Origin of the sequence: Planctobacterium marinum (genome assembly GCF_020687805.1) — a bacterium.
GTDB lineage: Bacteria > Pseudomonadota > Gammaproteobacteria > Enterobacterales > Alteromonadaceae > Planctobacterium > Planctobacterium marinum.
Genome location: NZ_JAJEWQ010000007.1, coordinates 201,247 through 222,812 on the forward strand (window position 1 = coordinate 201,247; position 21,566 = coordinate 222,812).

The following is a 21,566-nucleotide window of genomic DNA, read 5'->3' on the forward strand; positions in this document are numbered from 1 at the left end:
TCCACATCCCTGCGGTTATCAGATGACGCAGATACCTATGTGGATGATGATGGTGGTGAATCGATTTCGGCACTCGGTGGTGATGATCTGATCCAGGCGATGGGCGGCAATGACACCCTCATAGGCGGAACAGGCAATGACCGTCTGGAAGGCGGAGCAGGTCGTGACACTTACCTGTTCAGCATCGGTGATGGTCAGGATGTCATCTCGGATGAGCGCGGAAGAGATACAATTCAGTTTAGTGAAGGGGTTTCTTCAGATGAAGTCGGGATTAGCAGTATCATTGATGACAATGGGATTGAGGTTTTAGTATTAACTTACGGTATTAGTGACTCAATTACGATCGAAAACTGGAATCTTTCACCAATTGAAATAATAAGGTTTTCTGATGGCACTGAATGGACTCAACAACAGATAAATCAAAGTCTTTCATTAGTGGCTGGAGAGCAGACAAGAGACGAGTCAATGCCGACCGAAGCGTTTACGGTTTTTGATGTCGATACTGTTTATCAGACTTTGTTAGAAACTAATATTTCTCAAAATGAAAACTTAGTTGCTCAGGAGTTTGGCATCACTAACGCAGAGTCTGGACAATCAATTTCTGATAGTGGTGTACAAAACATAGCAGATATTTTAAGTGTTCTTGTGCATGATGAACAAAGTGATGGTCCAGAGGATGCCGACGCCCGATACAACAGAGTTATTACCTCTCCGCCAATTATTATTCCTGATATGCCCATGAGTTAATAATTTTGTGAGGTTGGATTTATCAACCAGAGCCCATTCAGGGCTCTGGTTTATTCATGATCTAACATTTGACCTGTTACTGATGGACTTTTTTACACTAATTTTCTATTCAATAGTTAAGCATGGACTCAATACTACAATTTCATATTCGTCAGGTGAAAATGACTTTGTAGATCCCGTCACGTACCATTCTCCATTAATAAACTTGGCAACTTCACTTTCCGAACCCGCTTCTTTGTCTTTAATGCATATCCAATAAAAACCGTTTTGTAGTTTAGATTTCATTCATACATTCTCATCTGCATTAGCTTCGTTATAAAGTACTCATGTATTGCGAAAAATCCTGAAATAACTTTTTATTATTTAAAACCTTTAGAACATACTTGAAATCCATAATTCGCCATCTAGGCGGCGGGACCATGGGGTCCAATTTGACACCTACCCTTTTCTCTGGCCATGCAAGGTCAATGTACCCCTGTGAACCGTTGATGATTTTACTGACTGGATAATGCACATGTGGCTTGGGCAAATTTAATGATTCACACATTTGGATGAAACCAAATAATGCCGGGTCAGAGAACTTTCTAACTGATTGCCAATCGCTTGGATTGATAAGGCCTTGCTCATGTCTAAGCCGATTTATTTTTTGCATATTTTCTCTGGACAAGGGCATATGCTGATGGAAAGGCTCTTTACGATGGCAGTCTTTACAAAGTGCAACCAAGTCCTGTATCGAAGAATTGGCTTTAATTCGTTCGTGATGATGGGCGTCCAGTAATTGCTTGTGTTGGCTTAAGTCCACCATACAGTTTTGGCAACGGTAGTTTGCTCTTTTCCTGCACGCTCTAGAGAGTTCGTCAAAATCATCATCATACCCTCGATACCTATGAGAAAACTGCTCACGGGGCAAATGTTTGAACATTGAGCTATAGGTTGAGAAAAACTCTTCAAGGCTAAAGTTGTTTACAATCTCGTTTTTGCTTGTAGTAGATGCGTTTGCGTATCCCTTGTAATTAAGAAAACTCAGGCATCTTCTACACACATCTAATTCTGCTTCACCTGAGATATCCTTTTTTTGTTTACGGCTTTTGCCATAGATATTAAATTTGCCTGATAGGTTTGCTGTAACAATATACCTGTCACCAGCATTCTCATCACGCATTTCGATAATTGTTCCACATTCCGCAACATGGAATTTGTTCCCTTGACTGCCGTTCGCTAATGCGCTATCGACATTTTGATGGTCTGGTATATATAACAGCACTTGCCTGCCGTTAGTGCTGATCAAGCCATCTTGGGTTTGGATTTGATCAAACTTTAATTCAATACCCTCAATCAAGGTTTGGTCGTATTGAAAATTGGCCTCAGGCATCAGTGAATCAATCTGAAAATCACATGCTTCAGCCCCCATTAAAGCAATGCTTTGTTGAAGTTTTGAAAAATCGACGTTGAGCTTCATTTAGCCCCTCGAATGATTTTTTTAAGCATTTCGTCAGCGTGAGTAATTACGGTAAAGCTAACTCGCCTTGAAGCTATTGGATCCTCTGATTTGTCTGATAATGGCTCCGGTCTTGAAGATGAATAACCCACGGCAACAAGTTTGTTTCTGACAAAGAGTTCATCTGTAACGTGGGGTGAGCTATATAAATGCGATAGCACGGATTGTGTTCTTTTTTGCGACAAATCCATATTCTTGAAGTAGGCTTCTTTTGATGCCAACGTTCCCCAGCCTGAACTAGTATGTCCTTCAATACGGATCTCTTTAATTTCATGATAAAAAGGTGTCAGAATGTTGAAGTACCTGGGTGCAAACTCATCAAGAAGCGCTGAATATTTTTCGTTGATCTCATCCTCTCCTTCCTGAAAAAGAATATCCGGAGAACGAAAAGTGAAAGTCAGCGTTTCTGGATGCAGATCGGCTCCCCACGCATTCATATTAACCTGGAACTCAGACTTCAATGCTTCGTATATGGCGAGCTGAGTATCCCTGTATTCAAATGCGATCCCTTCAATCCTGTCTTTGTCCTTCTGGACATTCAACATAAAAGCAACCGCGATGAACATGAAAACCACCATCAGCCCGGCCATCAGATCAGAGATAGATAACCATTGCGACTCAGACTCTTGATTCCGTTTTGAAGTTAAAATGTCGCTCATTGTGATCCACTCAATTGCGAGTGTTGATTGAGCACGGTTTCCATCACTCGAATAAGCCGGGCATAGTCAGAAGCAAACTTCTCGGTAACAGCACCTAAGTTATTACCAAGCTGTTGAATTACGCGCTCTACCTCTTCTCCCATGGACTCATCAATTTTGTTCATTGAAGAGACAATATTATCGTTATTTTTCAATACCACCTGGTCCATAGACTGTTGCAAGCCACCAAATAGCTTTTCTACTTCGGCTCTATGCGTCTGGGTTTGCTCAGCTACAGTATTTGCAAGCTGGTCCCGGATTTGGTTGAGTTCTTTATTATAGTATTGCGTAAAATCAGCGGTATCCTGAATCAAGGAGGTGCCTGCTGTTTTGAGAGAAGTACTGATCTCTGTATTTCCTGCTTGCAGTGTTTCCACCATTTCACGCAATTGGCCATTAATATCTTCGAGTGCTGTCGTAAATTGAGATTTTATTTCTTCACTGGAATTGGCGGTCGTTTGTGCAGATTCAGTCAAAGCAGCACGGGTCTGGTCGACTGAATGCATATATTGTTCTGCACTTTGCGATATAACCATCTCAATTTTTTCTGTGCTTGTTGTAATACCCTGAGCGAGCAGGTCATTGGCTTGTTTTACCCCCTCTATCGCTGAATCTATTTTTTCCTTAATCTCAGGAACTGATGCCACCGCAGCATCCCGGACCTGAACGAACGCATCCAGGTGTTTGTCTAATTCTGCTATTTGATGTTGATTAACTTCCAGTACCGACTTGAGGCTGTTCATATTTTGTGGAATTGTCTGGGTGTGCTCAGTTATCTTGGAAACTGATGCTTCTGTTTCAGAAATCGCCTTCACCCCTAAAGCATATTTATCCTGCATTTCAATCAGTTGGTTTTTGTAATTTTCCTGCCACTCTACAAGTTTAAAGACAGCCTGGTTCAGCTCTTCAAAGTTTTTACCAAATTGCTCTGTCAACTTTGTATTGAAGTCCTGTATTACATTATTTAATGCTTCGACGACTTGCTCTGTAGCTGATTTCGACATGAGTTCAGCAAAGCTGTCGAGTTTGTCCCACAGCAGTTTTTGAAATTCATTTAACTGAACCTCCTTCTGGGCGCTATGTTCAACTATTTGCTGTATTTGATTTCGTAAGGCAGTAATTGAGTCTGTGTTATTTTTATCCGAGTTTTGGATGCTCTGGTTGATACTTTTTGATTCTGCCAAACTCATTGACATTACTTCATAAATATCGCTGGCATCAACAGCATCCTTTCGATGCTCCTGATTTGCATCAGCACTCTTTCCTACACTGGATTCGATTAGTTTATAAATTATGGATAACGTGAGACCGGCAATCGAAGTAATAAAAGCGGTTTTCATCCCCTCTAATAATGGTCCTATACTTCCATCAATGTCGCTGGTGTCGAAATTTAGTAGACCGGCTACAATCCCTAGGAAAGTGCCGAATATGCCAAGTGAAGTGAGTAATGTCGGCGCATAGTTCGTATATGCTTCATGTTTTCCAGTTCGCTTAAAGTGAACTGCATAAGCGAACGAAAGTACGAGTGTGAGAAATATTCCGTCCGTAAGATATTCAGGTTGAGCGGTTCTCAATCCCATCTCAAAAAAGCTTGAGAGCATCAGTTATTCCTTATTCAGATACATAGGTTAAAGCGGGTATAAAGTAACACCGAAGGTTACTAGAATGGCTTATGTGGAGTCCATAATTATCCAGAGGGTAAGTCAAAAAGTTATATCACGATCTCATCTACGCCTTAGAAATACCGTTACGGGTGACTATCAGGAGCTATAGTTGGCAAAATAAAACTGAGCCTTTAAATCAAGAGTTTGATCTTCTATTTAGTTGTCATTATTGCTCAGGTTGCGGACTTTACTAAGTTCAGTTTGGACCGACTAGTGGGGAGCTGTTCACGTCACCCCTATAGTCTGGCCAAACCAGGTCAAGTTGCCGTTCTGTGAGCCGTTGCTGATTTTACTGACTGGATAATGCACATATGGAAAGAATAAATTTAGTTTTCCAATGAAGGACAAAGAATGTTCCTCAATTCTTCGTGATGCAATGGAACAAGTGACAGACGTTTGCAGCCTCCAATCTCATTAACACGCTTTATTATTCTTTCATTTAACTTTGTTTTTAAATCTTCCGATTTGTCGAGTATCCTAGATATGATGAATGCGTCAGTGTTAGTTATTAGCCAATAGATATCTTTTTCGTAATCACCTTCTTTGATGAAAACAGAAAACTCTTTATCACATTTGTGAGCTTCAATTTTAAGCCTTGCTAACTCAAGATAGTACGAAGCGATATAAAAACTACTGTTATTGTCATAGAGATCGCCATAAATTTTGTGAAGATAACCATAATGAAATAAATAGAATACATACCATTTAGGTGGTAAATCGTTAAAGCCTATGCCTGTCATTTCGGTTACAGATGCTTTCACGTCTTTCTTTAGTTTTATTTCAACGTCTGACAATTCTGAGTTGTTTTTCTTATTCCCCGTATACGACTTCCAAGCAGGAATGATTTTATCTGTAATAGGGGATATGGCACTGACTATTCTTTTTTGTCTTTGTTCCATTTCAGCCCCTTTGGGGCCGATAGCTTTATCTAGCTCTGGGAATGCGGAAACTTTATTGTTGAAAGCCCAAATAGCGAAAGCAGTGAGGGACAGAAAAGCTCCTAACACCCCTACGCCCAAGAAAAATTTTTTTAGTTTGGGATGTTCACCTTCTTCTATGAAAGAACCAAGCTTAGAAACAATTGTACTGAAAAATTGAGAGAGAGATTCCATGAACCGCCAAATACCGTTTAAAAAAATATCTTATCACGCTCAGGTGAAATGAAAACCCTTTTTCACGTTGGAATCTCTCACTAAAATCAATTAAGACATCAGATATTCCTTAAATCTCTCGAATACATTTTGTATTTTAGGGGGTTTCTTACCATCAGGTCCGTTACCAATTTCCTGATATTGTGGCTCATCAAAGACTTGGCTTGTTGCGGTTATAGTGAAAAGAGAGATTGATAATATGATTGCTAACTTGAATTTGTTGGCGTTTAACTTTGTTTGAATTTTGGCCAACTTTACATTTTTTGATTTCATGTCCATATACCTAGATATTACTATCCGAGTTAAGTTAAATATTAAAAACAAACCTTTATCAACCATGTACCCAAATCTTCTAATCAAATACAGATTTAAAGCAGTGGCGAAAAGGTAGCCCATTAAAGGTGATGTAAAAATATCAGTGAGGATCTTGTCCCACATTAACAACCAAGCACTTCCTCATGACCCCATACAACAAACATCACAACACTTTCGTGCCAAACCATCAAAATAGAGAATATTGCAATGGCATTCGTGTTCAACACAAGAAAAGCACAAAATACTGGAGGGCGTGTTACATGCACGACACGCCCAACAACATAAGAAATAATACCACAAGGGGGGCAAAAAGTGGTAGCCGAACCACATTTCGTGTTAAAAATATGTAAATTCTCTGTTCTGTAAACCTAAATCATTGAAATATAAAAGGATTAATTTTGACCTGAATATGGCATTGCTTACATATTTGTGAGATATTTCGTACAAAGGTCAAAATGCATTCTATTTAGGAGGCCAAAAAATCTCACCTTTTTTAGTATCTAGCATATCAAAATTTCCCTCTTTTTTTTCAAACGAAAATCTATCTACCTAATTTGTTTGTTATTGTGGTCTAAAGAAACTTTATCTAAATCGCACCGGCCGTTAAATGAGGAAAAAGAGGTGCGAATCAAATTAGCACGCAGATGTCTTTGAATATATATGAACTTAGACTTATTCAATTACTATTCTTTTTTGACCACTAGTGCTTGTATATAGTGACGCCTTACTATTCGGTCGGTAATCTTTTTGAGTGAAGAATTACTAAGCCTTCTTTGGGATTCAATCCAATAACTTCGCATATTTTTACATACTCAAGCACATCCATCCTTCGCTCGAATTGTTCAATTTTAGAAACATACGAAGAGTTAGGAAAACCAAGGCGCTCCGAGAGTTCCTTCTGTGAAATCTTTTTAAATTTTCTTTCTGCCATCAGCCAGCCAACCAGCTTTCTGTAGCGTTCATTGAATATGCTTTTCATGTTGAAAAACATATCGTTTCGATCAATATTATCGAAATTCGATAATTTAATCGGAATGCATCTGTTTTGGGACTCTCATAAATATCTCCTCGCTAGTCTCAATTGTTGTATTTCAAGGCCTGTACGGATGCGTGAACATTTCTTAATCAAAACGCAGGCACAAGTAATTAGCGTAGAAAAAGGAAATAAAAATGCACATTAAAGCTCGTATCGCTAACGTGGTATTTATTGGATTGCTCATGGTTGGGTGCGGTGGGGGTAGTGAAAGCTCAACATCGACAACTGAAACTCCTCCAACGGATACTGGTGGAAGCCCACCACCGTCCAATTCGCCAACAATACCAGATCCTATTCCAGATCTGGTTGTAACGATGAACAGCAATGCGTTTGAATTAAATGAACTCGACAGCGTTACAATTTCTTTCACGCACGAAGGTGCACAGGGGGAGCTATCAGTGTCTGTTGATTTCGGAGATGGGGCTTTTTCAGCATTGTTATCATCCGAGCAGTCAGTTGGTGAAGTCGATGGCAGCCTGACGCTTTCTATTGGTGAGCTCGAAAACGATGGCCAGGTGACAGCAAGCGTTGTGTTTACGGATGGCGAGGACAGAATTCAGGAATTCGATCTTCCCGTCACTCTTATCAATACAAGCGCACCTGACACCATTGAAGGTCTAAAACAGATTGCGCAGAACGCAGAAACATTCCTGACTCTGGAGCCGGAATCATTGCTCGTTTCCTATGCATCTCATCTGGCGGTCCTGATTAATCCAGACTTTGGTAGTGAAGAGCAACATCAGCTAATTGATGCATTTAACGCTTCCATTGACGATACCTTGTCAGCGCAGATCTTAAGTGACGCAAATGCATTTGAGCAGCTTCAGTCTGATTATCACGCGGGGACCATTAGAGAAACCGCGCTCTCAGAGGCGACGGTCCATCTGACGGAACGTCTCCAGACTTTTGCTTCACCATTATCTGAAAACGTTAACCAGGCGCTTCAGCAGGCCAATGGACTTATTCCTGAGATCTCACTTGATACTGTCAGATACAGCGAACAACTGGATATGTTGTCGTTATTTGTTGGTGATCCGGCGCTGGGACAATACGAGGGTGACACTTGGATCTTTAACGGAACCTATCAGTTCCTTGACCCCATCGTCTTCCCGTTCACGCAAACCTGCAACGCTGATTAAAAGGAGCCTGCTATGAAACAACGTATTTTATCCATTTTGTTGATGTCGGCCTCTTTGTCATCTTTCGCAAATACCAGTGACGATATTCGCCTGGTCGTCTCAACCGATACCTATGCTCAGAAGGAGCAGAGTGGATCAGCCTCTAACGAAAATACACAACAACATAATGTATGTATTGAGGATGATAAAGGTAATGAATCCTGGTGTGTGGCGCTGAAACACGCATCACGCAATGAAACTAATAGTTATCAGGGTGAAAAGCCGCTTCGGCAGCGTTTTTATCAGGTGGTTAACGTCGACGGGCATGGCCATTCGCCGGAGCAGGTTCGCATGCTCTTTGAAAAGAGCGGCCACTTTCAGACAGTTGAACTGGACGTCGTAGTTACGCAATTTGATGTCCCGGTTAACGACCCGTATTTCAATTACCAGGAATCATATTTCGGCTCGTCTGTGGAATATAATAATGGTTCTCATGTGATTGAAGCCTGGGCCGCTGAGGGTGAAGCACGAGGCCCCAGTGACATCATCGTGCTTGACTCTTCCTTCTTCGATAATGCTGATATTGTTTACGCCTCAGGTCGCTCGATGGTAACAGTGGGTGACCAGGTACGTAACAACACCCACCTGCCTCTCGAAGAGAGTCTTGAGTTTTGCACGGGGCATGGACTCGGCGTGGCTGCCGTTATTGGTGCAATACATAACAATGAAATCGGTCTCGCGGGTGTCATGCCCGAATCCAGGGTGCATGTTGCACGTATTATGGATTGTGGACTTGGAGTGTTGAGTGATACCGCTGCGGCTCTTCGTTACTTTGTGGGAGAGTCATTTGACGGCGTTGATCCGTATCAAGGTGAGCCAGGCATCATCAATATGAGCCTGGGCGCGGATGTTGGTCATTGCCCCATATTTATGCAGGACGCTGTTGACGTTGCGCTCGAAGCCGGGTTTACCATTGTTGCCGCTGCCGGAAATCACTCAAAAGATGCGATGAATAGCACGCCCGGTAACTGCGAGGGTGTTATTACCGTTGCAGCTATTGATGAAGCCGGTGAGTTGGGCGATTTCAGTAACTTCGGAGGAACCATTGATGTGGTCGCCGAGGGGGATTTCGTGCTGACCATGTGTCAGGAAGACGATATCGCGTGCTTTTTCCAGGGAACTTCTTTTAGTGCCCCTATTGTTGCCGGCGCGCTAGGATTCGTAAAACAACAAACCAATGCGGGCCACGACACGTTAAAGCTGGCATTGGAGCTCACCGCCAATACTCAAACACTTGGCGAGACATGCGCCGACGCGCATTGTGGTGCCGGACTTCTGAATATGAAGGGCATGCTGGACTTTGTCCGGGCCATAGGCAATGAAGAAACTAACTTCATCCGGTATACACTTGCCAGAGCCGACACTTGCGAGCAGACCTGGGCGGTCGATTACTTTGGAGTGGCAGGCGCGCTATGCGGTCTTTTTGATATCGCCATCATGGGTGACTATCAAATCCAGAACGGCTTCTACAGATTGGTTTCGTTTGACAAAGAGATGGCGTGGACACCTGAAAATGAAACCCTTGTCGCAGAGCTCACCAATGGCAAAGCACAGTTACGAGACCTGGATGCTGATAACAAAGACTATGCATTTCAGATTTGCCCGAATGGCGTCTGTAGGGAGGACTACATCGCACTGGATGCTTCAGCGGCCACACAGAGTAATAAACCTCAGGCCTGTCCCTGAACGACCAATGAAACCGGTATCGGCTCACGGTTAATCCCGTGAGTCGATTCTGGTTACTTTCAAATAAAAACCTTCAATTAGCACATTACTATTTCAACCAACCAAGTTAGAAGGCATCACCAATGAAGCTAAAGTACGCAATCCAAAACCCTATTTACGCACAACCATTCTGGCCTGTTTTCATATTCTTGTTTTGGTTAATTCCGCTTTTCCCGAAGATACTGATAAGTCTTTTCCGGGGAATAAAAGAAGACCAAAAAAAGGTTTACGAGGAAACCCGACAATATAAGGATGGGAGCGTGGAATTTCGTCAGACAACCGGGACAGGGGCAGGCTCTGCACTGCTGTTATTTGTCACCATATGGATGCTTCTCGCAGGACTTTATGAATTTGCACCGATTGTTTTTTATTATGTCACGCAAACTCCATTGAGCATGCTGTTTGCTCTTGGGTACGCGGCGTTTTTAGCATCAAGAAAGAAAAAGCTAATACTAGACTCACTTGATGAGTCCGAAGATGAAAGTTCCTGGTGGGGAAAGTTAAGCTGGCACTTCAAACTGTTGTTATTTCTGTCATGTGCCGCAACAGTTGCACTCATGGTGTGGGATGCAGGAATAGCGAGAAATTCGGCCTTTGTGTTGTGGGCAACAATAACGCCGCTCCTGGCGTTTGCTCTGGTACTGGCACCAGCATCGATAGCCATCAGTATTTTGACTGGTTACTTCAAAACCAATATCGTAAGTAAAAAAGATAAAAAAAATAAACCTAAGCTGATGACGATATCTATCCTCGTCATATTAATAGTTCCAATTTTGCTTCAGCTACGGTTTGTCTTTTGAGGTTTGTAAACTTCGATAACAAAATACACATCATATTCACAACGGCGTGTTCAGCATTAGTCTCGTCCCTCTTGTTGTAACTTACTTTAAAAGGTATTATGTCTATTACACTTTAAGGGACAATTAGAATTAACCAAAAAGATGGGAAAGGCGGTCAATTTCGGATATCACACATGTAAACTAGACAATGGTTTTGACTATATCGTTAAATGTATTCCCTTTAAAAGTCATAGTGGGAAGAATCAATGGCTAACGCAAGGTTTTTACTTCTGGACAGACTCCGATTATTGGGCTAAACGTTGGGGGAAAGAGGGAAATCGTGTTATTGGAAAATTTCGATTGGAACTTTGTTTCAAAAGCGAAGTATTAGATTTAGTAGGAAATGTCGACCATCAATTGGAATTTATTAGACTAAAAAAGTTAATTCTTGATAAACTTGGAAGCATTGGTAAAGATAGAGATGTAACAGTTAATCAAGTATTGAGTAAACTGAGGCAATCGACGGACGTATTCCCTTATTTGGCTGTTAAGGCTCAAGATAACAAAAAGATCGAAAATATTAGATTTGTAGACCCACATATCAATAAAGCAACGATGTCTATGCTAACCCGTCAACAGATATGTGTGTTCGAGAATGCAAGGGATAAAATTACCCTGTGCGGTTTTATTGAGCCAAATGATTACGCAAAAAAGATGCCTATATCATAAAGGAGATTATTCATGTTGAGTTTAACAGAGCGCTTGTTGCTGCTAGAAAAAGAGTTGTCAAAAGTTACCCCGGAGGAACTGTACAGTGAACTACAAAGCTATGAAGCTGTAGGTCCGTTAGCATACAACTTCCTTGAGGAAACAAAGAATGGTTCCGTAAACATTTATGACAACATATTAAATAGCATAGATAGTCGTGTTGACGTACTAAAAGTGAATTATGTTCAATATGGCGGAGCCTGTTTTAGTACCTCTGTCAATGACCATTTCTATGACTCTTCGCTAGCGGCTTAGCAATGAATATTCAACTTTATGCGAATAAAGCAGTCGGATTCAACTTAATAAGAAGAGATGAAATTGATGAGTTTGAAAAGCTTGAAGAATTTGGTTTTGATTATAAACCAGTGTTCGATGATGAGTGTTCATTCGAGTTTAGAGTTTTCTTCAGAATTAGGTTGAAGGTAAATGAAACACACTTGTTGTTGATGGAATATGAATCCACATTTAAGCTGGAAGAAGCTGTAGATAATAATTTTATTAATTCTCACTTTCCTCATGTAAATGCGCCAGCAATTGCGTTCCCTTACTTGAGAGCGTTTATTAGTACCTTGTTATTGAATGCAGGCTATGAACCGATAATGCTTCCCAGCATTAACTTTTCTGCATTGTACAAAGAAAAAGAAGCTGAAATATTAAAGGATTAGAGATTTTTAACAATTCAACAATACGATGTCACGTTCTTTGAGTATTCAGTTATCTGTCCATAATAGAATCATACCTCTCAACAAAAAAACGGGTATTCGTTTCGGTAACCAGTCCATGTATTTTACCTTGGTTGGCAAATACAACTAATTTTGCCATATCAATATAACGCGATAAGGTGGTAGCAAAGCTTTCGTGACACATTTGATTGCGAGCCACTTCGGCAACAGCAGAGTGCAATGCATCAGTGGCGTCATTGAGCAATTGCTCTTTTATGAACCTGATCATAAACATTGTGGGCTACCATGCCCTGGCATCATAAAACGAGATTCCTTCTCTGAATTTGTCGATTCGACTCATAGATATCTCCTTCGCCTCATTGGCTCTAGAGCTAACCATAGAAAGTGTCTCCGGATTACCACACTTATTTAGAAACAATATATTTGGTGGGCAAGTCAATACCTCCCTCTTGTAACAAGCCACATGATGAAAATTTTAGCCAAACACTCTTTGCTAAATTTACCATTATTCAGTATGTTAGATTGATTAAGTTTCACACTTTATTCAATCGTACTAGTGGCCATATGGAGCTATTAATATGGAAGTTATATTTATTGTTGTAATTGCAGTATTTTTTATCATTGCCGCTGCAAGAAAGAAAAAAGTGAAAACGGAGAATCAACACAAGGACGCGTCAATTACAATTCATCAGAAAGATAACATAAATCTTGATGTTGTGAATAAAGCCTATGAGTCAGCGAGGCAAAGAGAGCACAAAGCTAATGTCGAAAAAACTGATATACCGACTGTAACTCATTCAACCTCGGTTATAGAAAGTGCGAGTAATGCCTCTCCTTCTGATGATGGACTAGCAACGTTTAACATTTTTGAAGACTCCTCTTATAAGGAATTGACTTTTACCGGCGGAAAAGTTGGGCAATGGCTTGGAAAAGACAAAATTGTCAAAGTCCAGGGGCGGGTACTAAAGCATTTTTTGTATGTTGGTGGACGCATGGAATCTTTGCGGGGCCATCACGCAGAACCAGCATTAATTAATTCAAACCTTCAGGCATCTAAACCCAGAGATCCTGAAAAGTTTACTGACTTTTATACTGACGAGTCTTTAGGGTATTGGCCAAGTTACAGTCATTTGTCCAGGGAGTGCAGAGGCTCATATCTCGACTGGCTAGCCACTGACAGAAACGCACCCAATACTCCGATTGGTTTTGTATTTCTTTATTTTTATGGTTTCGAACGCTTTGTGATCGGAAATAGCAAAAAACCGAAGGTCGAGGGAAGAGAGTACGGACAAATCTTTGACGAAGTACTGAGACTCAACACTACATTCAGTCACAACCGTTCATTTGCGTCGTACTCTGCAAATTTTTTAGAGTTGATGTACTTAACCATGCCTGAGCTATTTGAGCATCGAAAGTCTGAATTACCCAAAACCCGTCATTCATTGCTGTTCAAGATCCGTCTAGCTGAGCAGGTCACTGAGTCACAAAAAGTTGATGCGGAATTAGCACTTGAATGGATTAAAAATAACGAACTATATCGTCCCAAAACCGCCGCCAGGCGATGTGAAAGTGAATTCGATACATTATTTAAAATGTATTTTAGTAAAAAATACCCAGAGGGTATGCCAGTAAAGCCCAATAAAACGAAACTCAGTGCCGCTTATCAACCTGCCAGCGGGGGCATACCGACAGCAACGATTATGTTAGGTGGATTGCCTGACCCAAGTATTTTAAAAGGCCCGATAAATAAACTCATACCGTTTGCCGAAAAGTGCTGCGATGAACTTGCAGGATATAGTCGCTATTTGGGGAAAGCAGATACCAGTAAAAATGATTTGCCTGCACTTATGTTACTGCCACCGGCGCTGGCCGCAGAACAATCATCTCCACTACTCGACAAATTCAAGGAATGGGCAGATGATATTATTACGAACCACGATGGCGTTGCAGATGTTGGTGAATTCTGGTCTCAGACGGGCCTGCCGATCCCAAAAGCGATCAATAAAAAAGAAAGTGAACTCATTTATAGTTTGGCAAATTTTGCTGATGTTGGTGTTGCCCCCGATCTGCGGTACCACCACGCAAAACTGAAGTTCGATGGAAAAATAGTGTTGTTCTCACCGGCACATGAATCTGACTTTGCACCTTCTCACGCTTTTAATAAGACGGGAGTTGCGCTAAGACTTGGGGCCATGGTCGCAACGATCGATGGGCATGTTGATGAATCCGAGAAGATTGCGCTGCAACAGCTAATTGAACAGGAAGACAAACTAAATGCAACGGAAAAGCGATCACTGCATGCTTATCTGAAATGGCGGCTGGTAACTTCTTCTGACAATGCGGGCCTGAAAGCGCGCCTTGAAAAGCTCAATGCCAGCGAAACTGAATTTGTGAAGCGTTTTATCCTTTCAATCGCGCTAGCCGATGGCAACATCGACAACAGAGAAGTTAAGCAAATTGAAAAGCTCTACACTCAAATCGGACTCGATAAAGAAACGGTTAGCAGTGATATTCATCAACTAACGACCACCTCGCATAAAACAGAAGCCAAAGAGAGTAAAAGCACCGCGTCTTTCGTGCTCGATGAAGCCATTCTTGCGGCCCACGAGCATGATACTTCACAAGCCAAAAGTATGCTTGAAGAGATATTCACTTCGGAAGATGATGAGCCTGAAAGTGCTGAGGACGACATCAATATCACAAGTAACGTGGAAAATGGTCTTGATGAGCCACACAACAAGCTCTTTGGAAAACTTTGTACTAAAGAGCAATGGAGCAGAAGTGAAGTCGCAGAATATTGCGCTGAACTCAATCTGATGATTGATGGTGCGATTGAGACAATTAATGACTGGTCGTTTGACATTGTCGATGCCCCGGTCATTGAAGATGATGGTGATATTTACGTCGACCAGGAAATAGTGGAAGAAATAAGGGAGTTAGAACAATGAGTGCCAAGAGAATTCGCGCCAAAGAACGTGACGCAATAATTCAGTCATTAAAATCAGGTGTCACGCCAAAAGTCGGGATCCAGCATATCCAGGTTGGACGTGGTAATGAGCTTAAAGCCCTCATTCAGGATATTGAACGTGTCTCCGAAGGTGGCTCGGCCTTTCGTCTTATTATTGGGGAATATGGCTCCGGAAAGACGTTTTTCTTGAGTGTTGTCAGAGCTGTTGCATTAGAGCGAAAGTTAGTCACTGTCAACGCTGACCTGTCCCCCGACAGGCGGATCCACGCCTCTTCCGGTCAGGCAAGGAACCTGTATTCCGAGCTTATGCGTAATATGTCGACGCGAAACAAGCCTGATGGAAATGCGCTCACCAGTGTTGTCGAAAAATTCATTACTGAAGCAAGAAAAGAAGCGGATTCCTCAGGTAAAGCAATTGGCACTGCTATCCATGACCGCCTTGCCGCGCTATCTGAGCTAGTGGGCGGATATGACTTTGCTAAAGTCATTGAAGCTTATTGGAATGGCCATGAAAGCGATAATGAAGAGCTCAAGTATAACGCTATTAAGTGGTTAAGAGCAGAATACTCAACCAAAACAGATGCACGCAGGGACCTGGGTGTTCGCAGTATCATTTCAGATGCTTCATTTTATGACTCCCTCAAACTAATGAGTCTGTTCGTGAGACAGGCCGGATATGAAGGGTTATTAGTAAACCTGGATGAACTCGTAAACCTTTACAAACTTAACAGTACTCAGGCGCGTGTCTCTAATTACGAGCAAATTTTAAGAATATTAAATGACTGTCTTCAAGGTTCAGCGGAGCATCTTGGATTTTTGCTCGGGGGTACACCAGAATTCCTGCTGGATCCGAGAAAGGGCCTATACAGCTATGAAGCACTACAGTCTCGACTGGCAGGGAATACATTTGCCAAGAAAGCAGGAGTGATAGATTACTCCTCCCCGGCGCTACACCTGGCGAGTCTGACACCTGAGGAACTGTATATCCTGCTTAAGAATTTAAGACACGTATATGCGTCAGGTGACGAAAGCCAATATCTTGTGCCTGATGAGTCTCTCAAAGCGTTTTTAATGCATTGCAGTAAAACAATTGGTGACGCCTATTTCAGAACGCCACGCAATACCATTAAGGCGTTTTTGGACATGCTTGCGGTCATCGAGCAAAACCCTTCAGTATCCTGGGATAGTCTGATCACTAAAGTTGATATCGAAGAAGAGAAACCATCCGATCTTGAACTTGATATCGCTGATGAAAACGATGGACTCGCTGACTTTAAGTTATGATCGATGCACATGAGAAACTCGATTTCCGTGTACAGCAGTGGATCTTTCGCCAGGGCTGGGACAGGCTAAGAGAGATCCAATGTCTATCTATCGACCCTATTTTATCCGGTAAAACGGATGTCTTGATCAGTGCATCAACTGCGGCCGGTAAAACCGAGGCGTTTTTCCTTCCGGCCATCAGCACCATTCTGGATGATGATGACGGTGTCGGGATCCTTTACGTTAGCCCTTTGAAAGCATTGATCAATGACCAGGACCGAAGGCTGGAAAGTTTTGCTGATTTGCTCGATATTCAAGTTACGCCTTGGCACGGCGACAGCCCTCAGGGACGCAAATCACAACTCAAGCGCAAACCGTCAGGTATTTTGCTGATCACACCAGAGTCATTGGAGTCGATGCTGATCAGGGATAGTGGCTGGGTTAAATCCGCGTTTATCAATCTGAAACATATTGTCATCGATGAATTTCATGCGTTTATTGGTACAGAGCGTGGATATCACCTTCTTTCATTGTTAAATCGACTGGAGCATCTGCTCGGAAGATTAAATCGCCCCATACCTCGCACAGCTCTGAGTGCAACTCTTGGAGAGTTAGACAAAGTCCCAGCATCATTGCGACCCAATAAGTCGTTGCCATGTAAAATAGTCCGGCAAACTCAATCATCTTCGTCATTGAAGATGCAGGTAAAAGGTTTTATCGAAGCGCAGCCAGATACACTCCCCACAAAAGATGCAGAATATGCGGTCTGTGAAGATTTATATAAAATCTGTCGTGGTGGTAATCATCTGATTTTCGCCAACAGTCGCACACGGACTGAAAACATAGCAAATACGCTTTCTGAAATGTGTGAATCACATTCAGTTCCGAATGAGTTTTTTCCTCATCACGGCTCGTTGTCAAAAGAAATGAGGGAATCACTAGAGTCCCGTCTTCAAAAAGAGCAGTTACCTACCTCCGCCATTTGCACTATGACACTTGAACTAGGGATTGACATTGGCAAAGTCAATTCAGTTGTGCAAGTGACAGCGCCTCATTCAATTGCAAGTTTGCGACAGCGAATGGGCCGGTCAGGGAGAAGGGGCGGGGCAAGTATATTGAGAATGTTCATAACAGAATCAGAAATTACGGCTGACTCGAATATCGTGGACAATCTCAGGCTTGAATTGGTGCAATCACTGGCGATGATCAGATTGTTAGTTGGAAGTAAGTGGTTCGAGCCTGCTGATACGAGTCTTTACCATTTTTCGACACTGTTGCATCAGGTACTCGCGTTAATCGCTCAATGGGGCGGCATTCGGGTAGAGCAAATTTACACACTGCTCTGCAAAGAAGGGCCCTTTCAACAAGTATCTGTGGGTCAATTCAAATCCCTGCTCTCACACATGGGAAAGACTGAGCTGATCACTCAGGTGGGTAGTGGTGAACTCGTGCTTGGACATATCGGTGAAAAAATCACAAATCACTACACTTTTTATGCCGTATTTAAGACGCCTGAAGAGTATCGGATTGTTGCCGGTACCAAAGTCCTTGGTACCTTACCGATAGACAGTCTGATACTTGAAGGTCAGCACATAATATTCGCAGGAAAGCGTTGGAAGGTCGAGCAGGTAGATACGGAGAGAAAATTGATAAGTGTAGTTCGTGCTAAAGGCGGCAAGGCTCCTAAATTTGGCGGTTCGGGCATGTCAGTTCATGATGTAGTTCGTCAGGAAATGTTCAAAATCTTGTGTGAGGGGGACTACAGAATTTCAGTAGGAGAGCAAAAAATTGATTTTGCTGACCCTGTAGCACAAGCTCTGTTTAGCGAGGCTGCCAACTATTTTCAGAGTCATAACCTGGCTAACATTAAAATGCTCCAGACAGGCAGCGCAGTGTCAATATTGCCATGGATGGGAGATAAAGTGGTAAATACCATCGTGGCAGCCCTCATATCAAAAGGGTTTGGTGCAGGGGCTTTTGCAGGAGTCATCGAGGTTGAGAAAGCCAAGTTATCTGAAGTACTTCCCGCACTCGAAGAGTTTGCCTCAGATGAAACGGTTACCGCTCATGACCTAGCATTAGTTATTCCCGAAAAGGCGACAGACAAGTTTGATGATCATTTACCAGAAGACTTGTTAACGGAAGGGTATGCGAAGAAAGCATTTGATGTAGATCGAACGCGCACGGTGCTTAAAAACATGATTAAACTTCAGAGCTGAGTATTTAATAGGTGAATGAAAAATCCCATCGATAATATAGCCAGATGTCGGGGAAAGGGTATTCCCTTAATAATGTGGACTGATATCTATATATCGTTTATATTTTGTACCGGCAGGTAGAGGAGTTTGACTTTCAAAAACTGTTTTGCAGGTGATTTCTTAAACAATTAGTTTTCATATTAGTCGAACAAATTCTGCGGGCCTGTACTCCGTTTTTAACTTCTGAAATTACTTTTCATGTAGGACTGACAATGCAAAATATGGAGAAATATTATGGTTTTAAAGTAAAACTGACAGATAAATTAGATCCAGTTGGATTTGAACTAATTCAAAGTAGTGTTGGCGCAAACCTAGCTTCGAGCGGTATCGATATAAACGATTTTTATGCTTACTTTCATCAGATGATCATCTTCCCCAATGAGAGTCATTTCGGTTTTGATGGTGGATTGGAGCGCAGAGTATCCAAGATAACACTTGAATTCAACGTGAATAAACGGCAGAGAGAAAATGGGCAAATTAAATTTTTCAACTTCGTATATAAGCCAAATGAAGAACATAGAGTAGTGCCGTACTATTCCACCGATACTGTAGGTTATATCATCCCAGCTGATATCTTCTCCAATGCACATCATTTCCAAAACTCACTTGTTGTTTTCATCCACAAATCACTAAGAAGAACTGAATACAAAAAGATAAAAGCATCAATATCTGCGTCCCCAACAGCAGAATTTGAACCTTTTGTGGTTAACAAAGCTAATGTTAAAAGCGTTACAGAACTTGACGTAAAGTTTAGAAAACAAATCCAACTACACTTGCCTTTTGATGACCAATACGAGGAATTAAAAATGAAAGATACGCCAACAACAAATATTTTCAATATACAAAATGCTGGAGCTGTAGGACCAAATGCTAAGGCGGAGAACTTTACAAATAATAGCTCTGAATTGGTGAACTCCGAGCTCGTAAGAGAATTGATATTTCTTCTCAAAGATGCCCAATATGATATCGATTTTCCATCTAGTGACAATAACCTTATCTCTAATGCAATTGAGGCTGCGAACTCGGGTAATGAAGGTTCTTTAAGAGACAATTTATCGAAAGTTTCTAGATGGACCTTAGATAAGGCAGAAAAAATAGGAGTTGCTGTTGCTGCTGGGGCAATAAAAGCCTATAGCGGGTTTTAGTAATTACGTGCGATTGTTGATTAGTAGTTGCCAAAAATGAATTTAAAAAATTAACGCTACATATTAGATAAACCCATCCAATATATCTCTATTTGATTAGTTAAGGCGCGGAATTAAGGTGCTCGAAAATTAACCTAATCTGTCGGGTTGGTGAATTGGGGCTCAATCAAATTTTACTTCCCCTAGTGTTCCAAAAAGCACCTTCCTTTTCTGTTTCTCTCGAATGACATTACTATTTTTGCGACCGTTTTTATCCCAAGCCCAGTAAAGCATCTAAAGCTACTTGGAGGAAATTTATGTTTATCGTCTGGAAATTTTTATTTTAATAGTGGTTTGAGTGAATAAATTACGTTCGCAATTGCATCTGCATTGGCATTATTTCCATCCCAAACGTCATGTATCGCACTTTTAATATTATTTGGAATATCCTTTTTACGATAATTTAATATAACTTCATGTACTCTTCTGGCATTTCGAGTGTACCGAACCCCTCTCTTTTTATTCACCCAGTCGCTTAACTGCGATTGTGGTACACCAGCCAGCTTGCTTAGTTGGTTTATACTCATTCCTGTATCATCCACGAAACTCTCGATCTCACTTACTAGAGTGCTCAATGACAAATTCACTCCTCCTCCGTTGTAATAATTGTTGATATTTTTTTTAAATAAGATAATATAAGATAACTTAAGCGTCAATCAATCAGATGTGCAGCAAATGAATTTTGGGGCTAACTAAACAATTAATGTGAAAATATTTTCATTATTCTTTGTTTGTGCTAGTTTTATTATGGTTTCGTTGAGTTTGTTTTTGTTCCAAAACCAATACGTTACATTCATTGTGGTGGTTAGTATCGGTTTTGATATAGCGGAACGGCTTCTATGCTGCTAATATTAAGGATTGATTTGTCTGATTGGTGTCGCGTTTTATCGGTGTAAAACGTTGATTCGCGTCTCAAGACTAAAAGAGGAAAGTGTATGTCGTTGGTTACAGATTTTGAATTGAAAGCTCGTCGTTCAGCAGGTTTATCTGTTTTGAATGCTTTGAGAGTTACGATTGAGACTGATGACTTGGCAAATTTCTCAGAAAGTAAAGTTCAAGTTCTTAAAGATGCCTTTGAGTTCAGTAAAACTACAGAATTGAATGATAAGATGGTGTCGTACAATTTTAGAAGCGCACCTTTAAGTCAGAATTCATCAATTACGATTTCCGATGCATTAGTTTCAGCTTTAAGGGAGTTGTCTGAACATAAACCTGAAAGATTCTTGGCATATTTTACCGCCTTCCAATCTATAGTCGACCAATTTGATACTGAAGAGCATCAGGAATTAACCCCTGAGGACCGTCAGAATGCAATTGAGTTGATAGAGAAATCAATGTTGATTCTTAATTCCGCTAAAACTAAGTCCAACAAATCCAAACTCGACAAGTATTTAAAATCTAACACAAAGCAAGGATTTATACATGTCGCGGGAGCTGCTGTCTGAAATAAAAGGTCAACGAGTTAAGTCTTTAAATACACTGCTCGTTTCATTAAAGGAACACCAAGTAGATCCTCGGTTTAATCCTGTGTTCGAGTTTATTTCAAAAGAGATAAATGATGCGGAGAGGCAAGATTCCTGCCTTTTTTCAACAATTACGTTACTTTCAAAAGTTGAAGTTTATTCCCAATTTGTAAGGATGCTGAAAAGCG

General features: G+C 41.3%; 22 protein-coding genes. 13 read left to right on the forward strand and 9 right to left on the reverse strand.

All coding sequences use genetic code 11. The features are described from left to right. Positions 1-747: calcium-binding protein (locus LJ740_RS20350; RefSeq protein WP_229530963.1), on the forward strand; the 747-nt coding region annotated here is incomplete at its 5' end. A gap of 105 nt (positions 748-852) precedes the next feature. Here the strand turns inward: LJ740_RS20350 and LJ740_RS20355 are convergent. The 7 genes from LJ740_RS20355 to LJ740_RS20385 all read right to left on the reverse strand — a co-directional run bounded on the left by LJ740_RS20355 (position 853) and on the right by LJ740_RS20385 (position 7,052). Continuing rightward, the gene (locus LJ740_RS20355; RefSeq protein ID WP_229530964.1) at positions 853-1,032 is read right to left on the reverse strand and encodes a hypothetical protein; all 180 of its coding nucleotides are present in this window, start codon (positions 1,030-1,032) and stop codon (positions 853-855) included. Between the two features lie 28 nt (positions 1,033-1,060). After that, positions 1,061-2,206, reverse strand: a complete 1,146-nt coding sequence (locus LJ740_RS20360) for a hypothetical protein (protein WP_229530965.1) — start codon at positions 2,204-2,206, stop codon at positions 1,061-1,063. Further along, entirely contained in the window at positions 2,203-2,904 is a 702-nt protein-coding gene (locus LJ740_RS20365) for an OmpA/MotB family protein (protein ID WP_229530966.1), read from the reverse strand. The genes LJ740_RS20360 and LJ740_RS20365 overlap by 4 nt, the downstream gene beginning before the upstream one ends. Next, positions 2,901-4,544 (reverse strand): MotA/TolQ/ExbB proton channel family protein, encoded by a 1,644-nt coding sequence (locus LJ740_RS20370; protein WP_229530967.1) that lies wholly within the window; start codon positions 4,542-4,544, stop codon positions 2,901-2,903. Before LJ740_RS20370 ends, LJ740_RS20365 begins: the two co-directional genes overlap by 4 nt. 389 nt (positions 4,545-4,933) lie before the next feature. After that, positions 4,934-5,719, reverse strand: coding sequence for a hypothetical protein (locus tag LJ740_RS20375; RefSeq protein ID WP_229530968.1), 786 nt, complete (start codon positions 5,717-5,719; stop codon positions 4,934-4,936). A 90-nt stretch (positions 5,720-5,809) separates the two neighbouring features. Beyond that, positions 5,810-6,031, reverse strand: a complete 222-nt coding sequence (locus LJ740_RS20380) for a hypothetical protein (protein WP_229530969.1) — start codon at positions 6,029-6,031, stop codon at positions 5,810-5,812. Between the two features lie 769 nt (positions 6,032-6,800). Then, positions 6,801-7,052, reverse strand: coding sequence for a helix-turn-helix domain-containing protein (locus LJ740_RS20385; RefSeq protein ID WP_229530970.1), 252 nt, complete (start codon positions 7,050-7,052; stop codon positions 6,801-6,803). 191 nt (positions 7,053-7,243) lie between these two features. On the opposite strand from LJ740_RS20385, the gene LJ740_RS20390 reads away from it, so the two are divergent. From LJ740_RS20390 to LJ740_RS20415, 6 genes are all read left to right on the forward strand, one after another. Then, complete coding sequence (locus LJ740_RS20390; protein ID WP_229530971.1) at positions 7,244-8,248, forward strand: hypothetical protein; 1,005 nt, start codon at positions 7,244-7,246, stop codon at positions 8,246-8,248. Positions 8,249-8,260: 12 nt separating this feature from the next. After that, entirely contained in the window at positions 8,261-9,973 is a 1,713-nt protein-coding gene (locus LJ740_RS20395) for a S8 family peptidase (protein WP_229530972.1), read from the forward strand. A gap of 122 nt (positions 9,974-10,095) precedes the next feature. Next, complete coding sequence (locus LJ740_RS20400) at positions 10,096-10,812, forward strand: hypothetical protein (protein ID WP_229530973.1); 717 nt, start codon at positions 10,096-10,098, stop codon at positions 10,810-10,812. A 141-nt stretch (positions 10,813-10,953) separates the two neighbouring features. Continuing rightward, positions 10,954-11,520 carry a hypothetical protein gene (locus LJ740_RS20405; protein WP_229530974.1) on the forward strand — a complete coding sequence of 189 codons (567 nt, stop codon included), beginning with the start codon at positions 10,954-10,956 and terminating at the stop codon, positions 11,518-11,520. Between the two features lie 12 nt (positions 11,521-11,532). After that, positions 11,533-11,814 carry a hypothetical protein gene (locus LJ740_RS20410; RefSeq protein ID WP_229530975.1) on the forward strand — a complete coding sequence of 94 codons (282 nt, stop codon included), beginning with the start codon at positions 11,533-11,535 and terminating at the stop codon, positions 11,812-11,814. Between the two features lie 2 nt (positions 11,815-11,816). Then, positions 11,817-12,224 carry a protein-export chaperone SecB gene (locus LJ740_RS20415; RefSeq protein WP_229530976.1) on the forward strand — a complete coding sequence of 136 codons (408 nt, stop codon included), beginning with the start codon at positions 11,817-11,819 and terminating at the stop codon, positions 12,222-12,224. A 49-nt stretch (positions 12,225-12,273) separates the two neighbouring features. On the opposite strand, the gene LJ740_RS20420 is transcribed toward LJ740_RS20415, so the two are convergent. After that, positions 12,274-12,510 carry a hypothetical protein gene (locus tag LJ740_RS20420; RefSeq protein ID WP_229530977.1) on the reverse strand — a complete coding sequence of 79 codons (237 nt, stop codon included), beginning with the start codon at positions 12,508-12,510 and terminating at the stop codon, positions 12,274-12,276. 310 nt (positions 12,511-12,820) lie between these two features. Between LJ740_RS20420 and LJ740_RS20425 the strand changes: the two genes are divergently transcribed. The 4 genes from LJ740_RS20425 (at position 12,821) to LJ740_RS20440 (ending at position 19,876) form a co-directional block, all read left to right on the forward strand. Beyond that, positions 12,821-15,190 carry a tellurite resistance TerB family protein gene (locus LJ740_RS20425; RefSeq protein WP_229530978.1) on the forward strand — a complete coding sequence of 790 codons (2,370 nt, stop codon included), beginning with the start codon at positions 12,821-12,823 and terminating at the stop codon, positions 15,188-15,190. After that, positions 15,187-16,494: an ATP-binding protein gene (locus tag LJ740_RS20430; protein ID WP_229530979.1), complete on the forward strand. Its 1,308-nt coding sequence runs from the start codon at positions 15,187-15,189 to the stop codon at positions 16,492-16,494. The genes LJ740_RS20425 and LJ740_RS20430 overlap by 4 nt, the downstream gene beginning before the upstream one ends. Next, a complete protein-coding gene (locus LJ740_RS20435) occupies positions 16,491-18,692 on the forward strand; it encodes a DEAD/DEAH box helicase (RefSeq protein ID WP_229530980.1) in 2,202 nt (733 codons plus the stop codon). Before LJ740_RS20430 ends, LJ740_RS20435 begins: the two co-directional genes overlap by 4 nt. A 251-nt stretch (positions 18,693-18,943) precedes the next feature. Next, positions 18,944-19,876: a hypothetical protein gene (locus tag LJ740_RS20440; protein WP_229530981.1), complete on the forward strand. Its 933-nt coding sequence runs from the start codon at positions 18,944-18,946 to the stop codon at positions 19,874-19,876. A gap of 317 nt (positions 19,877-20,193) precedes the next feature. Here LJ740_RS20440 and LJ740_RS20445 read toward each other — a convergent pair whose 3' ends face one another. Next, positions 20,194-20,490, reverse strand: coding sequence for a helix-turn-helix domain-containing protein (locus LJ740_RS20445; RefSeq protein ID WP_229530982.1), 297 nt, complete (start codon positions 20,488-20,490; stop codon positions 20,194-20,196). 360 nt (positions 20,491-20,850) lie between these two features. Here LJ740_RS20445 and LJ740_RS20450 point away from each other — a divergent pair, with 360 nt between their 5' ends. Further along, positions 20,851-21,360 carry a hypothetical protein gene (locus LJ740_RS20450; protein ID WP_229530983.1) on the forward strand — a complete coding sequence of 170 codons (510 nt, stop codon included), beginning with the start codon at positions 20,851-20,853 and terminating at the stop codon, positions 21,358-21,360. Then, on the forward strand, positions 21,338-21,566 hold a 229-nt coding region (locus LJ740_RS20455; protein WP_229530984.1), incomplete at its 3' end, for a hypothetical protein. The genes LJ740_RS20450 and LJ740_RS20455, both read left to right, overlap by 23 nt.

What these genes read in the sequence shown, in the direction of transcription:
- LJ740_RS20355 (WP_229530964.1), bottom strand. Translation starts at nt 1,032, where the DNA reads ATGAAATCTAAACTACAAAACGGTTTTTATTGGATATGCATTAAAGAC.
- LJ740_RS20360 (WP_229530965.1), bottom strand. Translation starts at nt 2,206, where the DNA reads ATGAAGCTCAACGTCGATTTTTCAAAACTTCAACAAAGCATTGCTTTA.
- LJ740_RS20365 (WP_229530966.1), bottom strand. Translation starts at nt 2,904, where the DNA reads ATGAGCGACATTTTAACTTCAAAACGGAATCAAGAGTCTGAGTCGCAA.
- LJ740_RS20370 (WP_229530967.1), bottom strand. Translation starts at nt 4,544, where the DNA reads ATGCTCTCAAGCTTTTTTGAGATGGGATTGAGAACCGCTCAACCTGAA.
- LJ740_RS20375 (WP_229530968.1), bottom strand. Translation starts at nt 5,719, where the DNA reads ATGGAATCTCTCTCTCAATTTTTCAGTACAATTGTTTCTAAGCTTGGT.
- LJ740_RS20380 (WP_229530969.1), bottom strand. Translation starts at nt 6,031, where the DNA reads ATGAAATCAAAAAATGTAAAGTTGGCCAAAATTCAAACAAAGTTAAAC.
- LJ740_RS20385 (WP_229530970.1), bottom strand. Translation starts at nt 7,052, where the DNA reads ATGAAAAGCATATTCAATGAACGCTACAGAAAGCTGGTTGGCTGGCTG.
- LJ740_RS20390 (WP_229530971.1), top strand. Translation starts at nt 7,244, where the DNA reads ATGCACATTAAAGCTCGTATCGCTAACGTGGTATTTATTGGATTGCTC.
- LJ740_RS20395 (WP_229530972.1), top strand. Translation starts at nt 8,261, where the DNA reads ATGAAACAACGTATTTTATCCATTTTGTTGATGTCGGCCTCTTTGTCA.
- LJ740_RS20400 (WP_229530973.1), top strand. Translation starts at nt 10,096, where the DNA reads ATGAAGCTAAAGTACGCAATCCAAAACCCTATTTACGCACAACCATTC.
- LJ740_RS20405 (WP_229530974.1), top strand. Translation starts at nt 10,954, where the DNA reads ATGGGAAAGGCGGTCAATTTCGGATATCACACATGTAAACTAGACAAT.
- LJ740_RS20410 (WP_229530975.1), top strand. Translation starts at nt 11,533, where the DNA reads ATGTTGAGTTTAACAGAGCGCTTGTTGCTGCTAGAAAAAGAGTTGTCA.
- LJ740_RS20415 (WP_229530976.1), top strand. Translation starts at nt 11,817, where the DNA reads ATGAATATTCAACTTTATGCGAATAAAGCAGTCGGATTCAACTTAATA.
- LJ740_RS20420 (WP_229530977.1), bottom strand. Translation starts at nt 12,510, where the DNA reads ATGATCAGGTTCATAAAAGAGCAATTGCTCAATGACGCCACTGATGCA.
- LJ740_RS20425 (WP_229530978.1), top strand. Translation starts at nt 12,821, where the DNA reads ATGGAAGTTATATTTATTGTTGTAATTGCAGTATTTTTTATCATTGCC.
- LJ740_RS20430 (WP_229530979.1), top strand. Translation starts at nt 15,187, where the DNA reads ATGAGTGCCAAGAGAATTCGCGCCAAAGAACGTGACGCAATAATTCAG.
- LJ740_RS20435 (WP_229530980.1), top strand. Translation starts at nt 16,491, where the DNA reads ATGATCGATGCACATGAGAAACTCGATTTCCGTGTACAGCAGTGGATC.
- LJ740_RS20440 (WP_229530981.1), top strand. Translation starts at nt 18,944, where the DNA reads ATGCAAAATATGGAGAAATATTATGGTTTTAAAGTAAAACTGACAGAT.
- LJ740_RS20450 (WP_229530983.1), top strand. Translation starts at nt 20,851, where the DNA reads ATGTCGTTGGTTACAGATTTTGAATTGAAAGCTCGTCGTTCAGCAGGT.